At 70.8% G+C, this 19982-nt stretch carries 19 protein-coding genes; 7 read left to right on the top strand and 12 right to left on the bottom strand.

Going from position 1 to position 19982, the window contains the following annotated elements; genetic code table 11:
* Positions 1 to 30 precede the first annotated feature (30 nt).
* From EDD90_RS04580 to EDD90_RS04590, 3 genes are all read right to left on the bottom strand, one after another.
* Entirely contained in the window at positions 31 to 1848 is a 1818-nt protein-coding gene (locus tag EDD90_RS04580; RefSeq protein ID WP_123971865.1) for an ABC transporter family substrate-binding protein, read from the bottom strand.
* Positions 1849 to 2105: 257 nt separating this feature from the next.
* Positions 2106 to 3146, bottom strand: a complete 1041-nt coding sequence (locus EDD90_RS04585; RefSeq protein WP_123971866.1) for an NUDIX domain-containing protein — start codon at positions 3144 to 3146, stop codon at positions 2106 to 2108.
* A 144-nt stretch (positions 3147 to 3290) separates the two neighbouring features.
* Entirely contained in the window at positions 3291 to 3485 is a 195-nt protein-coding gene (locus tag EDD90_RS04590; protein WP_185148928.1) for a hypothetical protein, read from the bottom strand.
* A gap of 241 nt (positions 3486 to 3726) precedes the next feature.
* Between EDD90_RS04590 and EDD90_RS04595 the strand changes: the two genes are divergently transcribed.
* Complete coding sequence (locus EDD90_RS04595) at positions 3727 to 4101, top strand: hypothetical protein (RefSeq protein WP_123971867.1); 375 nt, start codon at positions 3727 to 3729, stop codon at positions 4099 to 4101.
* A gap of 159 nt (positions 4102 to 4260) precedes the next feature.
* Positions 4261 to 6273, top strand: a complete 2013-nt coding sequence (locus EDD90_RS04600) for an NPCBM/NEW2 domain-containing protein (protein ID WP_185148930.1) — start codon at positions 4261 to 4263, stop codon at positions 6271 to 6273.
* 156 nt (positions 6274 to 6429) lie between these two features.
* Here the strand turns inward: EDD90_RS04600 and EDD90_RS04605 are convergent, their stop codons facing one another.
* Positions 6430 to 7383, bottom strand: coding sequence for an ROK family protein (locus tag EDD90_RS04605; protein ID WP_123971869.1), 954 nt, complete (start codon positions 7381 to 7383; stop codon positions 6430 to 6432).
* Positions 7384 to 7586: 203 nt separating this feature from the next.
* Here EDD90_RS04605 and EDD90_RS04610 point away from each other — a divergent pair, with 203 nt between their 5' ends.
* Together EDD90_RS04610 and EDD90_RS04615 are read left to right on the top strand one after the other, a co-directional pair.
* Positions 7587 to 8636 carry a LacI family DNA-binding transcriptional regulator gene (locus EDD90_RS04610; RefSeq protein WP_123971870.1) on the top strand — a complete coding sequence of 350 codons (1050 nt, stop codon included), beginning with the start codon at positions 7587 to 7589 and terminating at the stop codon, positions 8634 to 8636.
* A gap of 7 nt (positions 8637 to 8643) precedes the next feature.
* A complete protein-coding gene (locus tag EDD90_RS04615) occupies positions 8644 to 9441 on the top strand; it encodes a hypothetical protein (RefSeq protein ID WP_123971871.1) in 798 nt (265 codons plus the stop codon).
* Here EDD90_RS04615 and EDD90_RS04620 read toward each other — a convergent pair.
* Both EDD90_RS04620 and EDD90_RS04625 read right to left on the bottom strand, forming a co-directional pair.
* Positions 9387 to 11399 carry a serine/threonine-protein kinase gene (locus EDD90_RS04620; RefSeq protein ID WP_398923988.1) on the bottom strand — a complete coding sequence of 671 codons (2013 nt, stop codon included), beginning with the start codon at positions 11397 to 11399 and terminating at the stop codon, positions 9387 to 9389. The genes EDD90_RS04615 and EDD90_RS04620 overlap by 55 nt on opposite strands.
* An 82-nt stretch (positions 11400 to 11481) precedes the next feature.
* The gene (locus EDD90_RS04625) at positions 11482 to 12786 is read right to left on the bottom strand and encodes a DUF6986 family protein (RefSeq protein ID WP_123971873.1); all 1305 of its coding nucleotides are present in this window, start codon (positions 12784 to 12786) and stop codon (positions 11482 to 11484) included.
* Positions 12787 to 12996: 210 nt separating this feature from the next.
* Here EDD90_RS04625 and EDD90_RS04630 point away from each other — a divergent pair, with 210 nt between their 5' ends.
* The gene (locus tag EDD90_RS04630) at positions 12997 to 13944 is read left to right on the top strand and encodes an endonuclease/exonuclease/phosphatase family protein (RefSeq protein WP_123971874.1); all 948 of its coding nucleotides are present in this window, start codon (positions 12997 to 12999) and stop codon (positions 13942 to 13944) included.
* 75 nt (positions 13945 to 14019) lie between these two features.
* Here the strand turns inward: EDD90_RS04630 and EDD90_RS04635 are convergent, their stop codons facing one another.
* The 4 genes from EDD90_RS04635 to EDD90_RS04650 all read right to left on the bottom strand — a co-directional run bounded on the left by EDD90_RS04635 (position 14020) and on the right by EDD90_RS04650 (position 17173).
* Positions 14020 to 14982, bottom strand: a complete 963-nt coding sequence (locus EDD90_RS04635) for an electron transfer flavoprotein subunit alpha/FixB family protein (RefSeq protein ID WP_123971875.1) — start codon at positions 14980 to 14982, stop codon at positions 14020 to 14022.
* Between the two features lie 52 nt (positions 14983 to 15034).
* Positions 15035 to 15823, bottom strand: coding sequence for an electron transfer flavoprotein subunit beta/FixA family protein (locus EDD90_RS04640; protein WP_123971876.1), 789 nt, complete (start codon positions 15821 to 15823; stop codon positions 15035 to 15037).
* 218 nt (positions 15824 to 16041) lie between these two features.
* On the bottom strand, positions 16042 to 16551 hold the full coding sequence (locus tag EDD90_RS04645) for a flavin reductase family protein (RefSeq protein WP_123971877.1): 510 nt from the start codon (positions 16549 to 16551) through the stop codon (positions 16042 to 16044).
* Between the two features lie 208 nt (positions 16552 to 16759).
* Positions 16760 to 17173: a thioredoxin family protein gene (locus tag EDD90_RS04650; RefSeq protein ID WP_123971878.1), complete on the bottom strand. Its 414-nt coding sequence runs from the start codon at positions 17171 to 17173 to the stop codon at positions 16760 to 16762.
* A gap of 106 nt (positions 17174 to 17279) precedes the next feature.
* On the opposite strand from EDD90_RS04650, the gene EDD90_RS04655 reads away from it, so the two are divergent.
* A complete protein-coding gene (locus EDD90_RS04655) occupies positions 17280 to 17696 on the top strand; it encodes a DUF4395 domain-containing protein (protein WP_123971879.1) in 417 nt (138 codons plus the stop codon).
* 187 nt (positions 17697 to 17883) lie between these two features.
* A complete protein-coding gene (locus EDD90_RS04660) occupies positions 17884 to 18612 on the top strand; it encodes a 1-acyl-sn-glycerol-3-phosphate acyltransferase (RefSeq protein WP_123971880.1) in 729 nt (242 codons plus the stop codon).
* Positions 18613 to 18627: 15 nt separating this feature from the next.
* Here the strand turns inward: EDD90_RS04660 and EDD90_RS04665 are convergent, their stop codons facing one another.
* A complete protein-coding gene (locus EDD90_RS04665; protein ID WP_123971881.1) occupies positions 18628 to 19329 on the bottom strand; it encodes a B3/4 domain-containing protein in 702 nt (233 codons plus the stop codon).
* 9 nt (positions 19330 to 19338) lie between these two features.
* Positions 19339 to 19932, bottom strand: coding sequence for a transglutaminase domain-containing protein (locus tag EDD90_RS04670; RefSeq protein ID WP_123971882.1), 594 nt, complete (start codon positions 19930 to 19932; stop codon positions 19339 to 19341).
* Between the last annotated feature and the right edge of the window lie 50 nt (positions 19933 to 19982).

A 19982-nucleotide genomic window follows, 5' to 3' on the forward strand; every position in this document is an offset into this window, starting at 1 on the left:
GAATCGGATCCGACTGGGTCCCAGGGAGGGTTACTTCTTGAGACCCCACTCGCCGACGTTGTACGGAGGTCCGACGTTGGTGGAGTTGTTGCGCATGTTCACGAACCGGGTCTGTACCGCGAGGAAGGTGGGCTTCTGGTACAGCGGCAGCACGTAGGCGTCGTTCACCATGATCTGGTCGGCCTGGTTGAGCATGGCGGCGGCCTTGGTCGCGTCCGTTTCGCCGATGGCCTGGCTGATCAGGGAGTCGACCTGCTTGTTGCTGTAGCCGCCGAAGTTGCCGCCGCCCCCGGTGGACCAGTTCTGCTGGGCGCCGCTGATCGGGAACGGTGAGGCGACCCAGGCGAAGACGATGATGTCGTACTGGTGGCCGGACAGGACCGTGCCGAGGTCGGCGGCGCCGATCGGTTTGATCGTGACCTTGATACCGAGGTTGGCGAGGTCGCTCTGCAGGATCTGGCACTCGCTCTGCCGGATCTGGTTGCCGGTTGTGTAGCGGCAGTTGAAGGGTCCGACGGTCTTGCCGTCCGGGGTCTTCAGCGCGGTGCCGACTCCGGTGAACTTGGCGTCGGTGAGGTACTTCTTGGCCTTGGTGAGGTCACCCGAGCCCTGGCCGCTGGCGCTCACCACGTCCTGGTAACCGGCCTGTCCGGGCACGTAGTTGTGGTTGCCGAGCTGCTTCACGCTGGGATCGAACTGGGCGACCGTCTTGGCCATGATGTCCTTGACGTTGATGGCCGTGAACATCGCCTGCCGCAAGGCCAGATACTTGCCGAGCACCGGGTTGTGCAGGTTGAGGTCGAAGTGCTCCCAGGTCAGCCCGTTGCCGATGGTGTAGGTGACGTTGGGGATGGCTTTGACCTGGTTGACGAGGTCGACCTCGGGCTGCGGGTAGATGCCCTGGACCTCGTTGTTGCGCAACGCGATCGGCTCCTGGGTGGCGTCCGAGATCACCTTGAAGATCAGCCTTTGCAGGGTGGCCTTCTGCCCCGTCCACTTCGGGTCCGGCTCGTAGGTGGCGTGGTCGTTGTCGACCCACTCGGTCATCTTGTACGGGCCCGCGGTCGCGTACTTGGTGGGCGGGGTCTTCTGGAAGTACTGCCAGCCCTGGGTCATCTGGGCGGCCGTCATGTGTGCCGCGTCACCGGCCGTGGCACCGGAGAGCTTCTCGGCGACGTGCGCCGGATACAGCGGATAGCCCGCGCCGAACAGGGACTTCCAGTCCGAGTACGGCTTGGCCATCACCACGGTGACGGTCTTGCCGCCGTCGGAGCCGGTGACCGACTTGATCCGGTCGTAGCCGGCGGTGCTCTGCGGCAGACAGCCCTTGGTCTGGGTGGAGTCGCTGGCGGGCGGCGGCGGACAATCCTTGCCGTCGTTGGTGCGCCAGTAGTAGACGAAGTCGTCGGCGGTGATCGCGGTGCCGTCGTTCCAGGACGCCTTGGGGTTGATCTTGTAGACGAGGGTCTGCGGGCTGGCGCTCGTCTGGGTCGCCGAGGCCATCAGGTCGGTGTTGAGTTTGACGGTGAAGTCCGGCTGCGGGATGTAGACCTGGGGCAGCACGGGGCTCAGCGCCTCGGCGTTCTCGAAGGTGTTGCCGTTGGTGTCCTGAACGTTCCACTGCTGGACGTTCTTCTCGATGACATAGGTGAACGTGCCGCCGGTCTTGGTGGCACCGGAGTTGCAGGTGTCGGCCTTGCCCTGGGTGGAGCAGGACGTGAGACCGGCCGAGGTGCCCTTGCTGCCGCTGCCCCCGCCGCCTCCCCCGCTGCTGCAGGCGGCGAGCGCCAGGACGAGCCCGGCGGTCAGTGCGAGTCCCCTTGTGAGGGCCGAAGAGTGCGCGCGCATGTCCCTCCTTCGACCGGAGGATGTCCGGCCTGTGCACGGCGGCCAGCGGCCGCAAGGAAGTTGAGCTGCGCACCGACGGTAGAGCGTTTGTGTACCTCCTTCACGTTCTTGTTCATACCGGGACGGCTTCAATTCCCCCTCGCTCAGCCCTAGGAATCCCCCGCCCCGGGCAAAGTCCTCTACACACGCCCCCAAAATGCCAAAGTCCCCACCAACCCCACTGGGATGGGGGAGACTTGACAGTCAGTCAAGCCATGTCAACCGACCGGGACACCGGCTTCCAGATAGAGCGCGGCGCCGCGTTCACGGGCGCGCAGCGCCCAGCGCAGCCGTTCGTAGCGGACCGGGGGCAGCATCTCGGCGGCCTCCTGCTCGGTGACGAAGCGCCAGTCGCGCAGTTCGGGTCCCGGCAGCACCAGCCGCCCCGCCTCGGCGGAGTCCAGCAGGCCGCCGTCGAAGAGCAGCCGCAGGCCGCCGAAACGGGGCGGGGCGGGCTGCTCCCAGTCGACGACGAGCAGCCGCGGCAGCTCCTCCAGCCGTATCCCGGTCTCCTCCTCGACCTCGCGCACGCCCGCCCGTGCGGGGGCCTCGCCGGGCTCGACGACACCGCCGGGGAACTCCCAGCCGGCCTTGTAGGTGGGGTCGACGAGCAGGACGCGGTCCTGTTCGTCGAAGAGGAGGACGCCTGCGGCGATGGTCTCGGCGGTGGGGTCGGGGGTCTGCACTATGTCGCATACCGCCGCCTCGCCGCTCCCGACCGCCTCCGCGATCCGCACCGCCGTCTCGTAAGGAGTGAGCGCGCTGGTGTCGACGAGATGGGCGTCGGCGCTGATCCAGGAGGCGAGGGCGGTGCGGTAGGGCTCGATCTGGTCGTAGCACCACTGCCGGACGCGTATCTCGCCGTCGGGCAGGTCGGCCGGGATCTCCCGCCCCGCTATTCGCTCGCGCAGGATCGTTTCGGCCGGGGTGAGACACAGATGCCGGACGGTGATCCGGCGGGCCGCGAGGCCGCCGAAGATCTCGTCGCGGTACTCCTGGCGCAGCAGGGTCATGGGCACCACCAGGGTCCCGCCCAGCTCGGCGAGCATCGCGGCCGCCGTGTCGATCACCAGTCGTCGCCAGATCGGCAGATCCTGGAAGTCGCCGACCTCGGCGAGGTGCTTGGCCGGCAGCAGGTGTGTCAGTGCGCCGCCGATGACCTCGGGGTCGAAGAACGTGCTGTTCGGGATCAGTTCGATCAGTTCACGTGCGGTGGTGGTCTTCCCCGCACCGAACGCGCCGTTGACCCAGACGATCACGGACTCCCCCTCTTCTGTTGGCCCCCTGTGGCTTGCCCGCTCCACACTGCCACGGAAACCAGTTCGCGTTGAGGGCGCGCAGCCGCAGTGCCGGTGTCTCCTCGGGGGAACACCGGCACCGCCGCTCACACGGGCCCGGCCGGGCTACTCCTGCCCCAACAGGCCCTCGTCGGCCTGGAAGCTGTCCTGGCTCACGATGTGGTGGGCGTGGTCCAGGGCGTCCGACACGTTCAGATCCCCGAGCGGGCCGTCGTGGCCGGCGGCGTGGGACGGGGTGATGGCGGCCACGACGAATCCGGTGGCCAGACTGGCGATGGCGAGCATGCTGCGCTTCTTCATGCCCCTTTCAACTGCCCGAACGGCCCGGGGTCACGGCCGAACCCACGACAGGGTCACCGCCGAACCCTCGACAGGGTCATGGCCGAACCGGCAACAGAATCACGGCCGAAGCCGCGAGGGGAGCGACACAGCACCCCGGCGCCGAATCCCGGTGGCCCGGGCGGTCGCGCCATCGGTAGCGTCGGGCCTCCCGACCGGCCGCCGCCCGCGGTCCGGCCCGCACAGGAAGCCGTACGCCACCATGACCAGCCCACGACCGACCACGACCCTCTGGCGCCCCACCGGCCCAGTGGAACTCGCACTGGTCCGGGAGCTGCAGTGGCGCGCCTGGCCGCCGCGGCTGCCCGAACAGCCGATCTTCTACCCGGTACTGAACGAGGACTACGCGATCAGGATCGCCCGGGACTGGAACGTCAAGCACGACGGCGCGGGCTTCGTGACCCGCTTCGAGGTCGACGCGGAGTTCGCCGGACACTATCCGGTCCGGCAGGCCGGGGGCAGCACGATCCTGGAGCTGTGGGTGCCGGCCGAGGAGCTGGACGAGTTCAACGCGCACATCGTCGGCACGATCGAGGTTGTCCACGAATTCTGCCCGGACGGGCAGGACATCGGATGACCTGCACCTCTCCGGTCCAGACCAGGCCAGTCCGGGTCGAGATGCCGAACGATCGCGACCGATCTCTTTCCAACAGACTCCGACACGTCCTACCGTAATCGCGCAGAGCGATGGCGCGTACATGGCGTCATCCAGGTCGCGAGTCGGAGGAACGTAACGATGCGTCGCCCCCATGCCCGCACAATCCGCCGAAGAGTGGTCGGAGCACTGGCCGCCGCACTGCTGTGTACGGCAGGCCTCGCCGCACCCGCCGCGGCCGGAGGAACCGGCTCCGCCACCCCCGGCGACGGACTCGCCCTCACTCCGCCGATGGGCTTCAACAACTGGAACTCCACGCACTGCTCCGCGGACTTCGATGCGGCCATGGTCGAGGGGATCGCGGACCTCTTCGTGGCCAAGGGCCTCAAGGCCGCCGGGTACCAGTACGTCAACCTCGACGACTGCTGGGCGCTGCCCGAACGGGACGCGGACGGCAAGCTGGTCCCGGACCCGGCCCGGTTCCCCGACGGGATCAAGGCAGTTGCCGACTACGTGCACTCCAAGGGGCTGAAGCTCGGCATCTACACCAGCGCGGGCACCAAGACCTGCAACGACGCAGGCTTCCCGGGCGCGCTCGGCCACGAGTACAGCGACGCACGGCAGTTCGCCGACTGGGGCGTGGACTACCTCAAGTACGACAACTGCAACAACCAGGGCGTGGACGCCAAGCAGCGCTACCTCACCATGCGGGACGCCCTGAAGGCGACCGGACGGCCCATCGTCTTCAGCATCTGCGAATGGGGCGAGAACAAGCCCTGGGAGTGGGCCACCGGCGTCGGGCAACTCTGGCGGACCACCGGGGACATCAGTGACAGCTGGGGCTCGATGGTGTCGATCCTCAAGCAGAACCTGCCGCTCGCGCCCTACGCCGGTCCCGGGCACTGGAACGACCCGGACATGCTGGAGGTCGGCAACGGCGGCATGACCGACACCGAGTACCGCTCGCACTTCTCGATGTGGTCGGTCATGGCCGCGCCCCTCCTGATCGGCACCGACCTGCGCAAGGCCTCCCCGGCGACCTTCGACATCCTGGACAACAAGGAGGTCATCGCCGTCGACCAGGACCCGCTGGGCAAGCAGGGCACGGTGGTCTCCTCGGAGTACGGGCGCTGGGTCGTCGCCAAGGAGATGCAGGACGGCAGCCGCGCGGTCGCCCTCTTCAACGAGTCCGACTCGCCCCAGCGCATCGCGACGTCCGTGACGGCGGTCGGCCTGCCGAAGGCCCCCGCCTACACCCTGCGCGACCTGTGGCAGCACCGGAGCTACAACACCGCGGGCACCGTCTCCGCGATCGTCCCGGCCCATGGCACGGTCCTGGTGCGGATCGCCACCGACCGGCGCTGGGCGGCGAACCCGCCGGCCGTCGAACTCGGCCTGAACGGGAGCCAGTTCGTCGAGCCCGGCAAGGCGGCCGCAGTCACCACGTCGGTCACCGACCTGGGCCGCACCACGGCGGAGAAGGTCTCCGTCTCGCTCACCGGCCCCGAAGGCTGGACCGTCAGGGCGACCTCGCCGGCGAAGGCCGCCGCACTGCCGACCGGGCGTTCCCTGCGCACGAGTTGGCGGGTGACCGCGCCCGAGGGGACGCCGAGGGGGTCGTACGACCTGAATCTCAAGGCGAGTTATCGGTCGCCGACCGGGGTGCGCACCGAACACGCGATGACCGTCACGATGACCGTCGCCGACCCTCCGCCCGCCGGGAGTTCCTATCTCAGCGACCTGCCCTGGCTGTCGAGCAGCAACGGCTGGGGGCCGGTCGAGCGCGACACCAGCAACGGCGAGTACAACGCCGGCGACGGGCATCCGATCACCATCGGCGCGACGGTGTACGCCAAGGGGCTCGGCACCCATGCCCCGAGCGACATCGCGTACTACACCGGGAAGGCGTGCCAGAAGGTCACCGCCGACGTCGGGGTGGACGACGAGGAAGCCGCCGCCGGGTCCGTCGCCTTCGAGGTCTGGGCGGACGGCACAAAGGTCGCCTCGACCGGTGTACTGACCACCGACATGCCCGCCCGGCCGCTCACGGCCGATGTCTCCGGCGCCGAGGTGGTCCGGCTGGTCGTCACCGACGGCGGGAACGGCATCACCTCCGACCACGCGGACTGGGCGGACGCGCGGATCACCTGCTGACAGCTCGCGGATCACCTGCCGAGAGCTCGCGGATCACCCGCCCAGAGCGCGGCGGGGCCCCGAACGAGCCCGGCCGGCCGGACCTGAACCCAGGCCGGCCGGGCTTGAACGTTCCCGCGACGCCCTCCGCCCCGCTGCCGGACCCCGGGGCGCCCCTCAGACCCCCGCGGCGGTCGCGTCCGGCCTGCGGGCCAGCGCGGCCGCCGCGGCGCCCACCAGGCCCGCGTCCGTGCCCATCTGGGCGGGCACGACCGTCAGGCGCTGGACGAAGGAGAGCGTCGCGTAGTCGGTGAGGGCCTTGCGCAGCGGCGTGAAGAGGATGTCCCCCGCCTTGCCCACGCCCCCGCCGATCACCGCGATGTCGATCTCGACCAGGGTCGCGGTGGCCGCGATCCCGGCCGCGAGCGCCTGCGCGGCCCGCTCGAAGGACGCCGTCGCGACCGGGTCGCCGGCCCGTGCCGCGGCCGCCACCGCCGCCGCCGAGGTGTCGCCGTCCGGCCCCGGCCGCCAGCCGCCCTCCAGCGCCCGACGGGCGATGTTGGGCCCGCTCGCGATGCGCTCCACACAGCCGCGCGACCCGCACGGACACGAGTCCCCGTCGAGGTCCACGCTGATATGGCCGATGTGGCCCGCATTGCCCGTGGGGCCCGGGTGCAGCTTGCCGCCGAGCACCAGGCCGCCGCCGACGCCCGTCGACACCACCATGCACAGCGCGTTGTCGTGGCCGCGGGCCGCGCCCTGCCAGTGCTCGGCGGCCGTGATGGCGACGCCGTCGCCGATCAGCTCGACCGGCAGCCCGCCGGTGGCCGCCCGCACCCGCTCGACGAGCGGGAAGTCCCGCCAGCCCGGTACGTTGACCGGGCTCACGGTGCCTGCGGACGCGTCCACCGGGCCCGCGCTGCCGATGCCGAGCGAGCCGGCACGTTCCCACAGGGGTGAAGCGGCGAGTTCGCCGACCACCTCCTCGACGGCCCCCATGACCGTCTCGCCGTCCTGCTGGGCGGGCGTCGCGCGCTGGGCGCGCGCCTGGATCCGTCCGTGACCGTCCACCAGTGCGCCGGCGATCTTGGTGCCGCCGATGTCGAGGGCCGCCACGAGGTCGGTGTGCATCAGAGTCAGATCTCCCCGTCAACCATGAGTAGCCGAGTGAAGGCATGAGCCGGTCAAGCGGTGGGGGCGCAGGCCGGAGATTGCGGTGGACAGTCTCCCTCGCATCTGACAACGTTGTCCAGGCTCTATGCTCGACGCCACATCCTCATACAGACCCATGGACCTTTGCATCCCCCGTGGACGACAGGACAGGACGCCGCATCGTGCCCGAGACCTCCCGCCGCGCAGACCGCCTTCCCGGCTCCCGTTACGGGACCCGGCCGACGATGAAGGACGTGGCAGCGCGGGCCGGCGTAGGCCTCAAGACGGTGTCCCGGGTGGTCAACGGCGAGCCCGGGGTGACCCCGGACACCGAACGCCGGGTCCAGGAGGCGATCGACGCGCTGGGCTTCCGCCGCAACGACAGCGCGCGGGTGCTGCGCAAGGGCCGTACCGCGAGCATCGGTCTCGTCCTGGAGGACCTCGCCGACCCGTTCTACGGCCCGTTGAGCCGTGCGGTCGAGGAGGTGGCCCGGGCCCATGGCGCGCTGCTGATCAACGGTTCCAGCGCGGAGGACCCGGACCGGGAGCAGGAGTTGGCGCTGGCGCTCTGCGCGCGGCGGGTGGACGGGCTGGTGGTGATCCCGGCCGGCGACGACCACCGCTATCTGGAGCCGGAGATACGCGCGGGCGTGGCCACGGTGTTCGTGGACCGCCCGGCCGGGAAGATCGACGCCGATGTGGTGCTCTCCGACAACTACGGCGGTGCCCGCGACGGCGTCGCCCATCTGATCGCGCACGGGCACCGCCGGATCGGGTTCATCGGCGACATGCCCCGTATCCACACGGCGGCGGAACGCCTGCGGGGCTATCTGGCGGCGATGGAGGACGCGGGGATAGACGTGGACGGCGCATGGACCTCGCTCGGCATGACGGACCCGGAGCGGGTGCGCCGGGCCGCCGAGGAGATGCTGTCCGGCCCGGCGCCGGTCACCGCTGTCTTCGCGGGCAACAACCGCGTCACCGTCACCGTGATCCGGGTACTGGCCGAGCAGCACCGCCCGGTCGCGCTCGTCGGCTTCGACGACATCGAACTCGCCGATCTACTGCACCCGGGGCTCACCGTCGTCGCCCAGGACTCGGCCCTGCTCGGCCGTACGGCCGCCGAGCGGCTCTTCCGCCAGCTGGACGGCACGCTGATGGCGCCGGAGCGGATCGAGCTGCCGACCCGGCTGGTCACCCGCGGCTCGGGCGAGCTGCCGCCGGCGGACTGAGCCGCCCGTGACGGGCCGTACGCTCACGGAACTCGGCCTCGACAAGGCACCGCGCGATCATCCGCTGACCTACCCCGGCGCCTGGCCGGCCGATTCCGCCCTCCTCGACGGCGACCGGCTGTCGCCGCTGGACCGGCTGGTGTACGACGACGGCCGGGTACCGGTCCTCGCGGTCGGCTCCAACGCCTCGCCCGCCCAACTCCTGCACAAGATGGCGGAGTTCGGGGTGAGCGGGCCGATTCCCATGGTGCGCACCCGGGTGACCGGGCTCGACGTGGGCGTCTCCGCGCATGTCAGCCGCCTCGGCTATGTCTCCGCGTCCCCGGTCGAATCCCCTGCGACGGTAAGGGAGTTGTTCGTCGTCTGGCTGGACGGGCGGCAGTTGGAGGTGATCGACGCGAGCGAGGGCGTACCGCTGCCCGACGGCAACTTCGGCCGCGCCTGGCTGCCCGCGCCGGACGTACGCGTCGACCTCGCGGACGGCACGACGCTCCCCGGCGTCCACGCGTACGTCAACCGGCACGGCGTCCTGCACGACGGCACGGGCACGCCCCGCCGCCACCCCGGCGAGCGTGCCCTGCTCACCGAACTCCTCGCCGAATCCGCCGAGTTGAGGGAACTTTTCGGCGTCGCTCCCGAGGAGTTCTGCACACGGGCGCGGGCCGACGCGGTGCTGTGCCGGGAGGGCACCCGGCTGTTCGCCGAGCGGAGGTGGGCGGTCGCCTCGGGCCTGGAGCGGTACGTCGGCGGTCAGCAGACGGGAAGCCCGGGGACCGGCTCGTCGTTGTCGCCGCCCTCGATGTAGACGTCACTGATGTACACACCGGTGTTGCCGTTGTCGTCGTCGGTCCTGGCCCACCAGACGTTGGTCCGTGTGCCGTGGGTGGCCCGGCGGCCCGCGTCGACCTGGCAGTAGAAGTCGTGGGCGCCCGGGTGGACTTTGCCGGCCTTCGTGCCGTCGGCGGTATAGGACTTGGCGGCGCTCTGCACCTGGCAGGTGTACGTGCCGGCGCCGGTGGACAGGCAGACGGGGGTGGCAGTGGGCGTGGCCGTGGCGGCCGGCGTACCCGAGACGGTGGACGGGCTGGGACTGGAGGCCCTCCCCGGGGCCGAGGCGGAGGAGGAGGCCCTCGGTCCGCCGGCCTCGGGGGGCGTGGGGTCGCCGGTCGGAGCGGTGCTCGTCTCCTCGCCCTGTCCCACGGCATTCGCCTCGGCCGATTGCCCGGCCCCGGTGCCGCGGGCGCTCTCCGAGACGCCCGCCGGAGTCGAGGGAGCCGGGGCCGCGTCCGGCTTCGCCGGGTGGCCCTTGTCGTTCAGCAGGGCGACGGTCAGTCCGATCGTCGCAAGGACGACGCCGACGGCAACCGCGGCGAGCCGCCCGGCCTGGCGTCCGACGCGACGGGGGCGGGCCTCGGTGACTCTCGGCGGGCCGTCAGGATCACCGGGTCCGGGTTCGGTGCCTAAACCGTGGGCAGGCGCGGGACCGAACACCGGGCCGACTGTCTGGGCCTCCGCCACCTGGGCGAACACCTGGCCGACCCCGGAAGGAGACCTCTCGACAGGCACCTCGGCGTGCCCCTCCGCAGGCACCTCACCGCGCCTCTCGACCGGCCCCTCGGCCAGCGCCTCGGCAGGCCGTCGGCGGGGGCCCTCGGCGGGCCCCTCGCCGGACAACGCGGCGGGCCCCTCGACAGGCCCGTTGAGCGGCTCCTCCGCGAGCTGCTCGGCAAGCTGTTCCGCGGACTCCTCGGCGAAGGCCTCCCGGCCGGGCCCCTCGGCGGATCCCTGGGCAGGTCCGGATCCCGGAACGACCACCCCGGGCACCCCGGGTTCGGGCGCCGCCCCAGCACGCTTTCGCAGAGTCGTCGTCGGCACGTCCGCGACCGGTTCCCGGGCCACGGCCCGCAGCAGCTCGCAGGCCTCCTCGGCCCCCGGCCGGGAGTCGGGCCGCTTGTCCATCAGGCGCTGGAGGACGGGGGCGAGCGAGCCGGCCCGGCGGGGCTCGGGGAGGGGCTCGTCGATGATCGCGGTGAGCGTCAAGAACGTGGACGTCCGGCGGAAGGGCGAGGCGCCCTCCACGGCCGCGTACAGGGCGGCGCCGAGCGCCCAGATGTCGGAGGCCGGGCCGGGGTCCGCGCCCCTGGCCCGCTCGGGGGCCAGGTAGTCGAGCGAGCCGACGAGTTCGCCGCTGTGGGTCAGATGGGTGGCGGCGCCGTCGCCGGGGTCGTCCATGGTGGCGATACCGAAGTCGGTGAGGACGACGCGGCCCGAGCGGTCCAGCAGGATGTTGCCGGGCTTGACATCGCGGTGCAGGACACCGACCCGGTGGGCCGCGGCCAGGGCCTCCATGACCTCGGCGCCGACCCGGGCCGCCTCCCGCGGGACGAGGGTGCCGCGCTCGCGCAGCACGTCGTCCAGGGAGGGGCCGTCGACCAGCTCCATGACGATGAGCGGCCTGCCCTCCACCTCGGCGATGTCGTGCACGACGATCACGCCGGGATGGCGCACCCGCGCGGCGGCCCGTGCCTCGCGCTGCATCCGCATCCGCAGATCGGCCAGTTCGGGTCCGGCGCTGTCCGTATAGGCACGCAGTTCCTTGACGGCTACCTCGCGGCCGAGGACCTCGTCGACCGCCCGCCACACCACACCCATGCCCCCGCGCCCGAGCCGGGCCGTCACCCGGTATCTCCCGGCCAGCAGGCGACCGGTCCCGTCACCCTGTCCGTACGAACCCGACACCAAATCCCCGCTCCTGACACACATCTGCCAATGGCGCACCAGAGTACGGGTCGGTGACAGGGACGGTTCAAGTAGCCCGAGAAAGCTGTGACTTGGCCGCGACGAGCTAGTTGCCGGAGGCCGTGAGGCCGCCGCGCCGAGGCGCCGCGAAGCCCTCCAGACCGGCCCGGGTCAGACCGGTCAGCCGGGCCACCTCGGGCATGTCGAGGGCGCCGCAGTCCAGGCCGCGCAGCAGATAGCCGCTGAGGGCCTTGGCCGTGGCGGGCTCGTCCATGACGTCACCGCCGGCCCGGTCGGCGTAGCGGGCAAGGCGGGCGGCCGCCTGCTCGAAACCCTCGCGGTAGAAGGCGAAGACGGCCGCGTAACGGGTCGGGATGTGGCCGGGGTGCATGTCCCAGCCCTGGTAGTAGGCGCGGGCCAGGGCGCGACGGGTGAGGCCGTAGTGCAGCCGCCAGGCGTCGTGCACCTGGGCCGTCGGGCCGACCGGCAGCACGTTGGTGGAGCCGTCCGACACCCGTACACCGGTGCCCGCGGCGGCGACCTGCATGACCGCCTTGGCATGGTCGGCGGCCGGGTGGTCGCTCGACTGGTAGGCGGCGGAGACACCGAGGCAGGCGCTGTAGTCGAAGGTGCCGTAGTGCAGTCCGGTGGCGCGGCCCTCGGCGGCCTGGATCATCCGGGCGACGGTGGCGGTGCCGTCGGTGGCGAGGACGGCCTGGCTGGTCTCGATCTGGATCTCGAACCCGATCCGGCCGGGCACCAGGCCGTGCGCCTTCTCGAAAGCCTCCAGGAGCCGCACGAAGGCGCTCACCTGCTCGGGGTAGGTCACCTTCGGCAGGGTCAGCGCCAGTCCGTCGGGCAGTCCGCCGTTGGCCATCAGCCCGGTGAGGAAGATGTCGAGGGTGCGGATGCCCCGGTCGCGCACCGCGGCCTCCATGCACTTCATCCGGATGCCCATGTACGGCGCCGCCGTACCGGTCGCGTAGGCCTCGGCGATCAGCCGCGCCGCGCGGGCGGCGGTCTCGTCCTCCTCGGCGTCGGGGCGGGGGCCGTAGCCGTCCTCGAAGTCGACGCGCAGGTCTTCGATCGGCTCGCGCTCCAGTTTGGCGCGGACGCGGGAGTGGACGGGTTCGGCGAGGTCGTCGGGCAGGCCGAGGACGGCGGCGAAGGAGGCGGCGTCGGGGGCGTGTTCGTCGAGGGCGGCGAGGGCCCGGTCACCCCAGGAGCGGACGGTGTCGGCGGCGAAGGCGTCGCCGGGGACGTAGACGGTGTGGACGGGCTGACGGGTGCCGGGGTCGCCCGGGTAGCGGCGTTCCAGCTCGGCGTCGACCGGGGCGAGGGAGGCGCTGATCTCCTCGCTGACGGCACCGGCGAGGCTCGTCGCCACCTTCTCCTGCTGGCCCTGACCCATCCCAGACCCTCCTGTTTTCCACTGTACGGAATCAACAATCCGTTGAATGAAGTTATCCGGGCATCTTCGGGACGGTCAACACCATGTCCACGGGACGACACGCCCCCATCTGGGCATGTTCACGTTCATCACACACCGGGGTAGCACACTCTCTGCGCAGGACTCGCCTCCCGCACGACTCGTCCGGCCGTCGCCACCGAAGGAGCCTCCGTGCCGAACCAGCGCCGAGTCACCCGCCGTCTGGGCCTGCAGGTCCTCCTGGCCGCGGCGGTCACCGTGCCCCTCTCCAGCGCCATCTCCGTCTCGTCCGCCTCCTCCACCCCGTCCGCCACCCTGCGGGCCGGCCGGGCGGCCCCCTCGGCCCCGCCGCGTAGGGCGCCCCGGCTCGACGTCATGACCTACAACCTGCGGTACGCGAGCACCGCCGAACCCAACAGCTGGAGCGACCGCAGACCCGTGATGCGCGAACTGCTGCGCCGCGCGCACCCCCAGGTCATCGGCACCCAGGAGGGCCTCTACCAGCAACTGCTCGACATCGAGGCCGACCTCGGACCGCACTACGACTGGATCGGCACCGGCCGCGAGGGCGGCAGCCGGGACGAGTCCACCGCCATCTACTACGACGTCCGGCGCCTGGCCCCGGTCGAGCACTACACCTTCTGGCTCTCCGACACCCCGGAGGTCATCCGCTCCAACACCTGGCACGCCGCCTTCCCGCGCATCGTCACCTGGGTCCGCTTCCGCGATCTCGCCGACGACGGCCGGGAGTTCTACGTCGCCAACACCCACTTCGACCAGCGGAGCCAGTACGCGCGCGAGCGCAGCGCCAGCCTGCTCACCCAGCGGATCGCCGAGTTCGACCCCGCGCTGCCGGTCGTGGTGACCGGCGACTTCAACGCCGCCGCGCACAAGAACGCGGCCTACACCACACTGGTGGGCTCGGGTCTCGTCGACGCCTGGGACGCGGCGGAGCGTCGCAGCACTCTGTACGCGACGTTCCACGGCTTCCACCGGCTCAAGCGCAACGGCGACCGTATCGACTGGATCCTGACCTCGCCGGGGGTGACCACACATCAGGCGACCATCGACACCTTCTCGACGCATGGTCAGTTCCCGAGCGACCACCTGCCCGTGCAGGTCTCCCTCAGCCTGCGCTGACACGCGCCGGCGCCGACACGGCAAGGCCCCCGTGACCGGTGTCGGTCACGGGGGCCTCGGGCAGCCGGGCGGCGATCAGCCCTTGCGGGCCTTGACCTCGTCGGTGAGCTGCGGGACGACGTCGAAGAGGTCGCCGACCACACCGAAGTCGACCAGCTCGAAGATCGGGGCCTCGGCGTCCTTGTTGACCGCCACGATCGTCTTCGAGGTCTGCATGCCCGCGCGGTGCTGGATCGCGCCGGAGATGCCATTGGCGATGTACAGCTGCGGGGAGACGGACTTGCCGGTCTGGCCCACCTGGTTGGTGTGCGGGTACCAGCCCGCGTCCACCGCGGCACGCGAGGCGCCGACGGCCGCACCGAGGGAGTCGGCGAGGGCCTCGATGATCGCGAAGTTCTCGGCGCCGTTGACGCCACGGCCGCCGGAGACCACGATCGCGGCCTCGGTCAGCTCCGGGCGGCCCGTGGACTCACGGGCGGTGCGGGCGGTGACCTTCGTGCCGGTCGCCGCGGCCGAGAAGGTCACGGCGAGCGCCTCGACCGCACCGGCGGCCGCGGCGGCCTCCACGGCAGCCGAGTTGGGCTTGACCGTGATGACCGGGGTGCCCTTGGACACGCGGGACTTGGTGGTGAAGGACGCGGCGAACACCGACTGCGTGGCCACCGGGCCCTCGTCCCCGGCCTCCAGGTCGACGGCATCGGTGATGATGCCGGAACCGATGCGCAGCGCCAGACGGGCGGCGATCTCCTTGCCCTCGGCGGAGGAGGGGACCAGCACGGCGGCCGGGGAGACGGCCTCGACGGCGGCCTGCAGTGCGTCGACCTTCGGCACGACCAGGTAGTCGGCGTACTCGGACGCGTCGTGGGTGAGGACCTTCACCGCGCCGTGCTCGGCGAGCGCGGCGGCGGTGTCGGCGGCGCCGTTGCCCAGCGCGACGGCGACGGGCTCGCCGATGCGGCGGGCCAGCGTCAGCAGCTCCAGGGTGGGCTTGCGGACGGCACCGTCCACGTGGTCGACGTAGACGAGGACTTCAGCCATGGGATTGCTCTCCTGCTTGGAAAAGTTGAGGGGCGGTCGGCGACTGCTGGGCTCAGATGAACTTCTGGCCCGCGAGGAACTCAGCGAGCTGCTTGCCGCCCTCGCCCTCGTCCTTGACGATCGTGCCGGCCGTACGGGCCGGACGCGCCGCGGCGTCCTCGACCTTGGTCCAGGCGCCCTCCAGGCCGACCTCCTCCGCCTCGATGTCGAGGTCGGACAGGTCCCAGGACTCCACCGGCTTCTTCTTGGCCGCCATGATGCCCTTGAAGGACGGGTAACGGGCCTCACCCGACTGGTCGGTCACGGAGACCACGGCCGGCAGGGAGGCCTCCAGCTGCTCGCTGGCGGCGTCGCCGTCACGGCGGCCCTTGACGGTGCCGTCCTCGACCGAGACCTCGGAGAGCAGGGTGACCTGCGGGATGCCCAGACGCTCGGCCAGCAGGGCCGGGACCACACCGGCGGTGCCGTCGGTGGAGGCCATGCCGGAGACGACCAGGTCGAAGCCGGCCTTCTCGATCGCCTTCGCCAGCACCAGCGAGGTGCCGATGGCGTCGGTGCCGTGCAGGTCGTCGTCCTCGACGTGGATCGCCTTGTCCGCGCCCATCGACAGCGCCTTGCGCAGCGCGTCCTTTGCGTCCTCGGGACCGACGGTCAGCACGGTGACCTCGACGTCGTCGTCCGAGTTCTCCGAGATCTGCAGCGCCTGTTCGACCGCGTACTCGTCCAGCTCGGAGAGCAGACCGTCCACGTCGTCACGGTCGACGGTCAGGTCATCGGCGAAGTGCCGGTCGCCAGTGGCGTCGGGCACGTACTTGACAGTGACAACGATCCTCAGGCTCACGCCGGCTCTCCTACTGCATCGTCTTTTCTGGGCTGCCTCTTGCAGGCAGCATAGGCGCCTCAAGCGGCTCATCCCGGTCGGGGCGGCCGCGCGCTCCGAACGAAATATTACTCACCAGTACAGCCAGTTCGTGCCCGCTAAGCAAGCGCTTTGAACTGTGACCTTCGCAACGCAGCGTAACCGGAACTCGACGCGTTCGCAGAACGAGGGGCGCGTGATCAATCCCGCAGGCCGTTGAACCCGCCCTGGTGGTAGAGGAGCGGCCGGCCGGCGCCGGAGGGGTCGCCGAGGACGACCTCGGCCAGCACGATGCGGTGGTCCCCGGCGGGGACGCGTGCGACGACCCGGCACACCAGCCAGACCAGCACGTCGTCGAGGACCGGGACGCCCGCATGGCCTTCGCGCCAGTCGGTGGGGGCCCCGAAGCGGTCGGCGCCGCTGCGCGCAAAGGTGGCCGCGAGCTCGGCCTGGTGCTCGCCGAGGATGTGGACGCCGATGTGCTCGGCGGTCGATATCGCGGGCCAGCTGGAGGCACCCGTGCCGACACCGAAGGAGAGCATCGGGGGCTCGGCGGAGACGGAGGTCAGAGAGGTGGCGGTGAAGCCGACCGGGCCGTCGGCGCCGCGCGCGGTGATCACCGCGACGCCGGCCGCGTGCCGCCGGAAGGCGGAGCGGAGCAGTTCGGGAGAGGCGAGCTGAGTGGTGCCGAGGCCGGGCGTGGCCGTCATGGAGTTGTCCTTCTGCGGGAGGCGGTCTTCGGGTCCGGGGCTGCTCAGCGACCCGGACAGCGCGCGCTCGCGGTGCGGGCCAGGTCCACGTGGACCCGCCCGAAGAGAAGGAGTTCATGAGGCATACGGTCAGGCTGACGATAGGTGGTGCGCCCAGTCAAGTACGTTCCGGCATATGGGAGATGGCTCACCGTCATTGACACAGCCGTCAAACCGCCTCTCCCAGCGCCGCGATGACGTCCGCCTTGCGGGGCTGCCCGGTGGCGCGGCGCACCACCCTGCCGTCGGCGTCGAGCACCAGCACGGTGGGCGTCTTGAGGATCTCCAGTTCGCGGACGAGCTCCAGACGGGCCTCCGCGTCGATCTCGACATGGGTCACGCCGGGGACCATCCCGGCAACCTCGGCCAGTACCCGCCGGGTGGCCCGGCAGGGCGCGCAGAAGGCGCTGGAGAACTGCACCAGTGTGGCCCGTTCGCCCAGTTCGCCGCCGAGTTCGGCTGCCCCGAGCCGCTTGCCGTCGTCCCGCCCGCGCACCCGTACCCTCCCGCTCCGCCGCTTGTGCAGCACTCCGTAGACGCTCGCCGCCGCGAACACCGCCACGCACACCACCAGTCCGGTCATCACCCGCCCAAGCTTCCATGAGGCAGCCCGCCGCCCCGGCAAGCGTTCACGAGACTGCAAAGATTCCCGACTCCCCTGCCGGGCTTCGGGGCGGAATCCTTGGTTCATGGACATCGACGCACGTGGGCCGCGATTCGCGGCGGCCGTGACGACGGTCGTACTGGCCGCCGCGCTCATCACCCGGAGCCCCTGGCTCCTCGCCTGGCAGACACTCGTGTTCGCGTTCGGTGCGGCCGCGGGTGTGAGCCGTTCGCCGTACGGCTGGCTGTTCCGGACCGCCGTACGGCCCCGCCTCGCTCCCCCGACGGAGTTCGAGCCACCGGAACCCCCGCGGTTCGCCCAGGCCGTGGGACTGGTGTTCGCGGGACTGGGGCTGGTCGGGTTCACGCTGGGTCCCGGATGGCTGGGCCTCGCGGCGACGGGGCTCGCGCTCGCCGCGGCGTTCCTCAACTCCGCGTTCGGGTACTGCCTGGGGTGCGAGATGTTCCTGCTCCTACGGCGACTGGCGGTACGCGCGGAGTAAAGGCGGGTTAAAAATCCGAGGTGGATCATGGGACGACGTGACGAGGATCTCGCCACACCGGGGCACCAGGGCTGGCTCCCCGTCCGTTCTTCGGGCACGATCTGCGAGACGCCGTAAACCTACGGCTGCGTAACTTTCCCGCCGGGAGCCCCTTTCCCAGGCAGAGCAGAAAGGGTCCGCCCCGCCCATGGCCGAGTTGGTCTACCGTCCCGTCATCGGTTTCGCCAAGACACTGTTCAAGGTCTGGGACCTGAAGATCGACTGCCAGGGGTCGGAGAACATCCCCCGCTCGGGCGGTGCCGTGCTGGTGAGCAATCACATCAGCTACCTGGACTTCGTCTTCGACGGTCTGGCGGCGCTTCCGCAGAAGCGCCTGGTGCGGTTCATGGCGAAGGAGTCGGTGTTCCGGCACCGAATCTCCGGTCCGCTGATGCGCGGGATGAAGCACATCCCGGTGGACCGCGCGCAGGGCGAGACGGCGTACCAGCACGCGCTGGACTCGCTGAGGTCGGGTGAGATCGTGGGCGTCTTCCCGGAGGCCACGATCTCCCAGTCGTTCACGCTGAAGAGCTTCAAGTCGGGCGCCGCGCGCCTCGCCCAGGAGGCCGGCGTCCCGCTGATCCCGATGGCGCTGTGGGGCACCCAGCGCATCTGGACCAAGGGCCAGCCGCGCAACTTCAAGCGCAACCACCTCCCCATCACCATCCGGGTCGGCGAGCCGGTCGAGGCACCCCGCGACCAGTACGCGGGAGCCATCACCCGTCGGCTGCGCGAGCGGGTGCAGGATCTCCTGGACGCCGCCCAGCGCGCCTACCCGGCCCGCCCGAAGGACACGACGGACACCTGGTGGCTTCCCGCCCACCTGGGCGGTACCGCGCCCACGCAGGAGCAGCTGAAGGCGGCCGAGGCCATCTGAGCCCCGGCCCCGGCCTCAGCTCGCGGTCTCGGGTGCGCGCACGTCGATGCGGGCACCCGGGCTGAACTTCTCCAGGAGTTCGGCAAGTTCGGCGCCCGCCGCCTCGGCCTCCGCGACCGGCATCGGGGCGAGGCTCTCCAGCAGGAAGACGGCCGAGGTCGTGTCCTCGGTGAGGCGGGTGCGGGGGCCCTGGCGCCAGTTCCAGCGCCGGCAGGTGACTCCGGCGTCGTCGCACCACACGATCTCGCCGGCATCCGGGTGCTCGACGCTCTCCTCGCCGCCGGCCACGGTCACGAAGTCCTCCTCGCCCGTGGCCCGGACCAGGCGCATCCCGCCCTGGATGAGATCGAGGTCCTCGCCGCCGACCGGGATCAGGTGGGCGACGCTGATGGCGTTGTAGAGGTCCACGAGCAGGTTGATACGGGGCAGACCGCCGTCCGCGAGGGCCCGCTTGGCCAGCGCCTCGGCGGAGTTGCGCGTGCGGGACGGCTTGGAACCGAAGGCCGTGTAGGCGGCACGCCAGGCGGCCATGTGCGGGTCCTCGTGCGGGGCGCGCCCGTCGAGTCGTACGGCGAGACGACGCGCCGCGTCGTCGAGGAGCGCCGAACTCTCCTCGGTGCTGGGCCCGTTGACCAGTCCATGGGCCTCGATCGCGACATGCGTGAAGCCGGGGACGAGGGCGCGCACCTCGTCGGACACGGTGAGCGTGAGAGTCATCTGTCTGCCTCAGAGTGCGGTGGGGAGCGTCTTCCAGAGGTACGGACGGTCGGGCGCCGCTTTCAACACGCCGAGCACGACCGGGTGAGGTTCAGCATACAGGACCGGGTAGTCCATCTCACTGGACTCCGGATCGGGAACGAAGGCCAGCCGCTCGCCGTCGAGGGAGAACCGGGCGTCGACGCCCGGCCTGTTGCCGCGCGGGTCCTGCCGGTGCCAGGCGCCGTTGAAACGGACGGCGACCAGGCCGTGCACCGCGTGACCGTCGCCGTCGTCGTGCGTCAGCCGCTGGTAGCACAGGGCGGTGGGGATGTCCTCGGCGCGCAGCAGGGCGGCGAGGGCGTGAGCCTTGGCATAGCAGATGCCGGTGCGCCGCTCCAGCACGTCCGAGGCGCGCCAGGTGACGCGCAGGTCGCCGGAGTCCTGGGAGTGCGGGATGACGTCCCGCACGAATTCATAGGCGGCCTGCGCATAGGCATACGAGTCGGCGGCCTCCGCGGCCAGCCGGGCGGCCGTCTCCCGGACCACGGGATGGTGATGGTCGATGGCCTCGTCGGCGGCCAAGTACGCGGACAGGTCGGCGGTGTTCTGGATCGGCTCCATGTCCGCAGAGCATAGGAATGCGATCACCCGAGAGTCAATGACTTTTCAGG

The organism is Streptomyces sp. Ag109_O5-1 (genome assembly GCF_003814875.1).
Taxonomy (GTDB): Bacteria; Actinomycetota; Actinomycetes; order Streptomycetales; family Streptomycetaceae; genus Streptomyces; species Streptomyces sasae.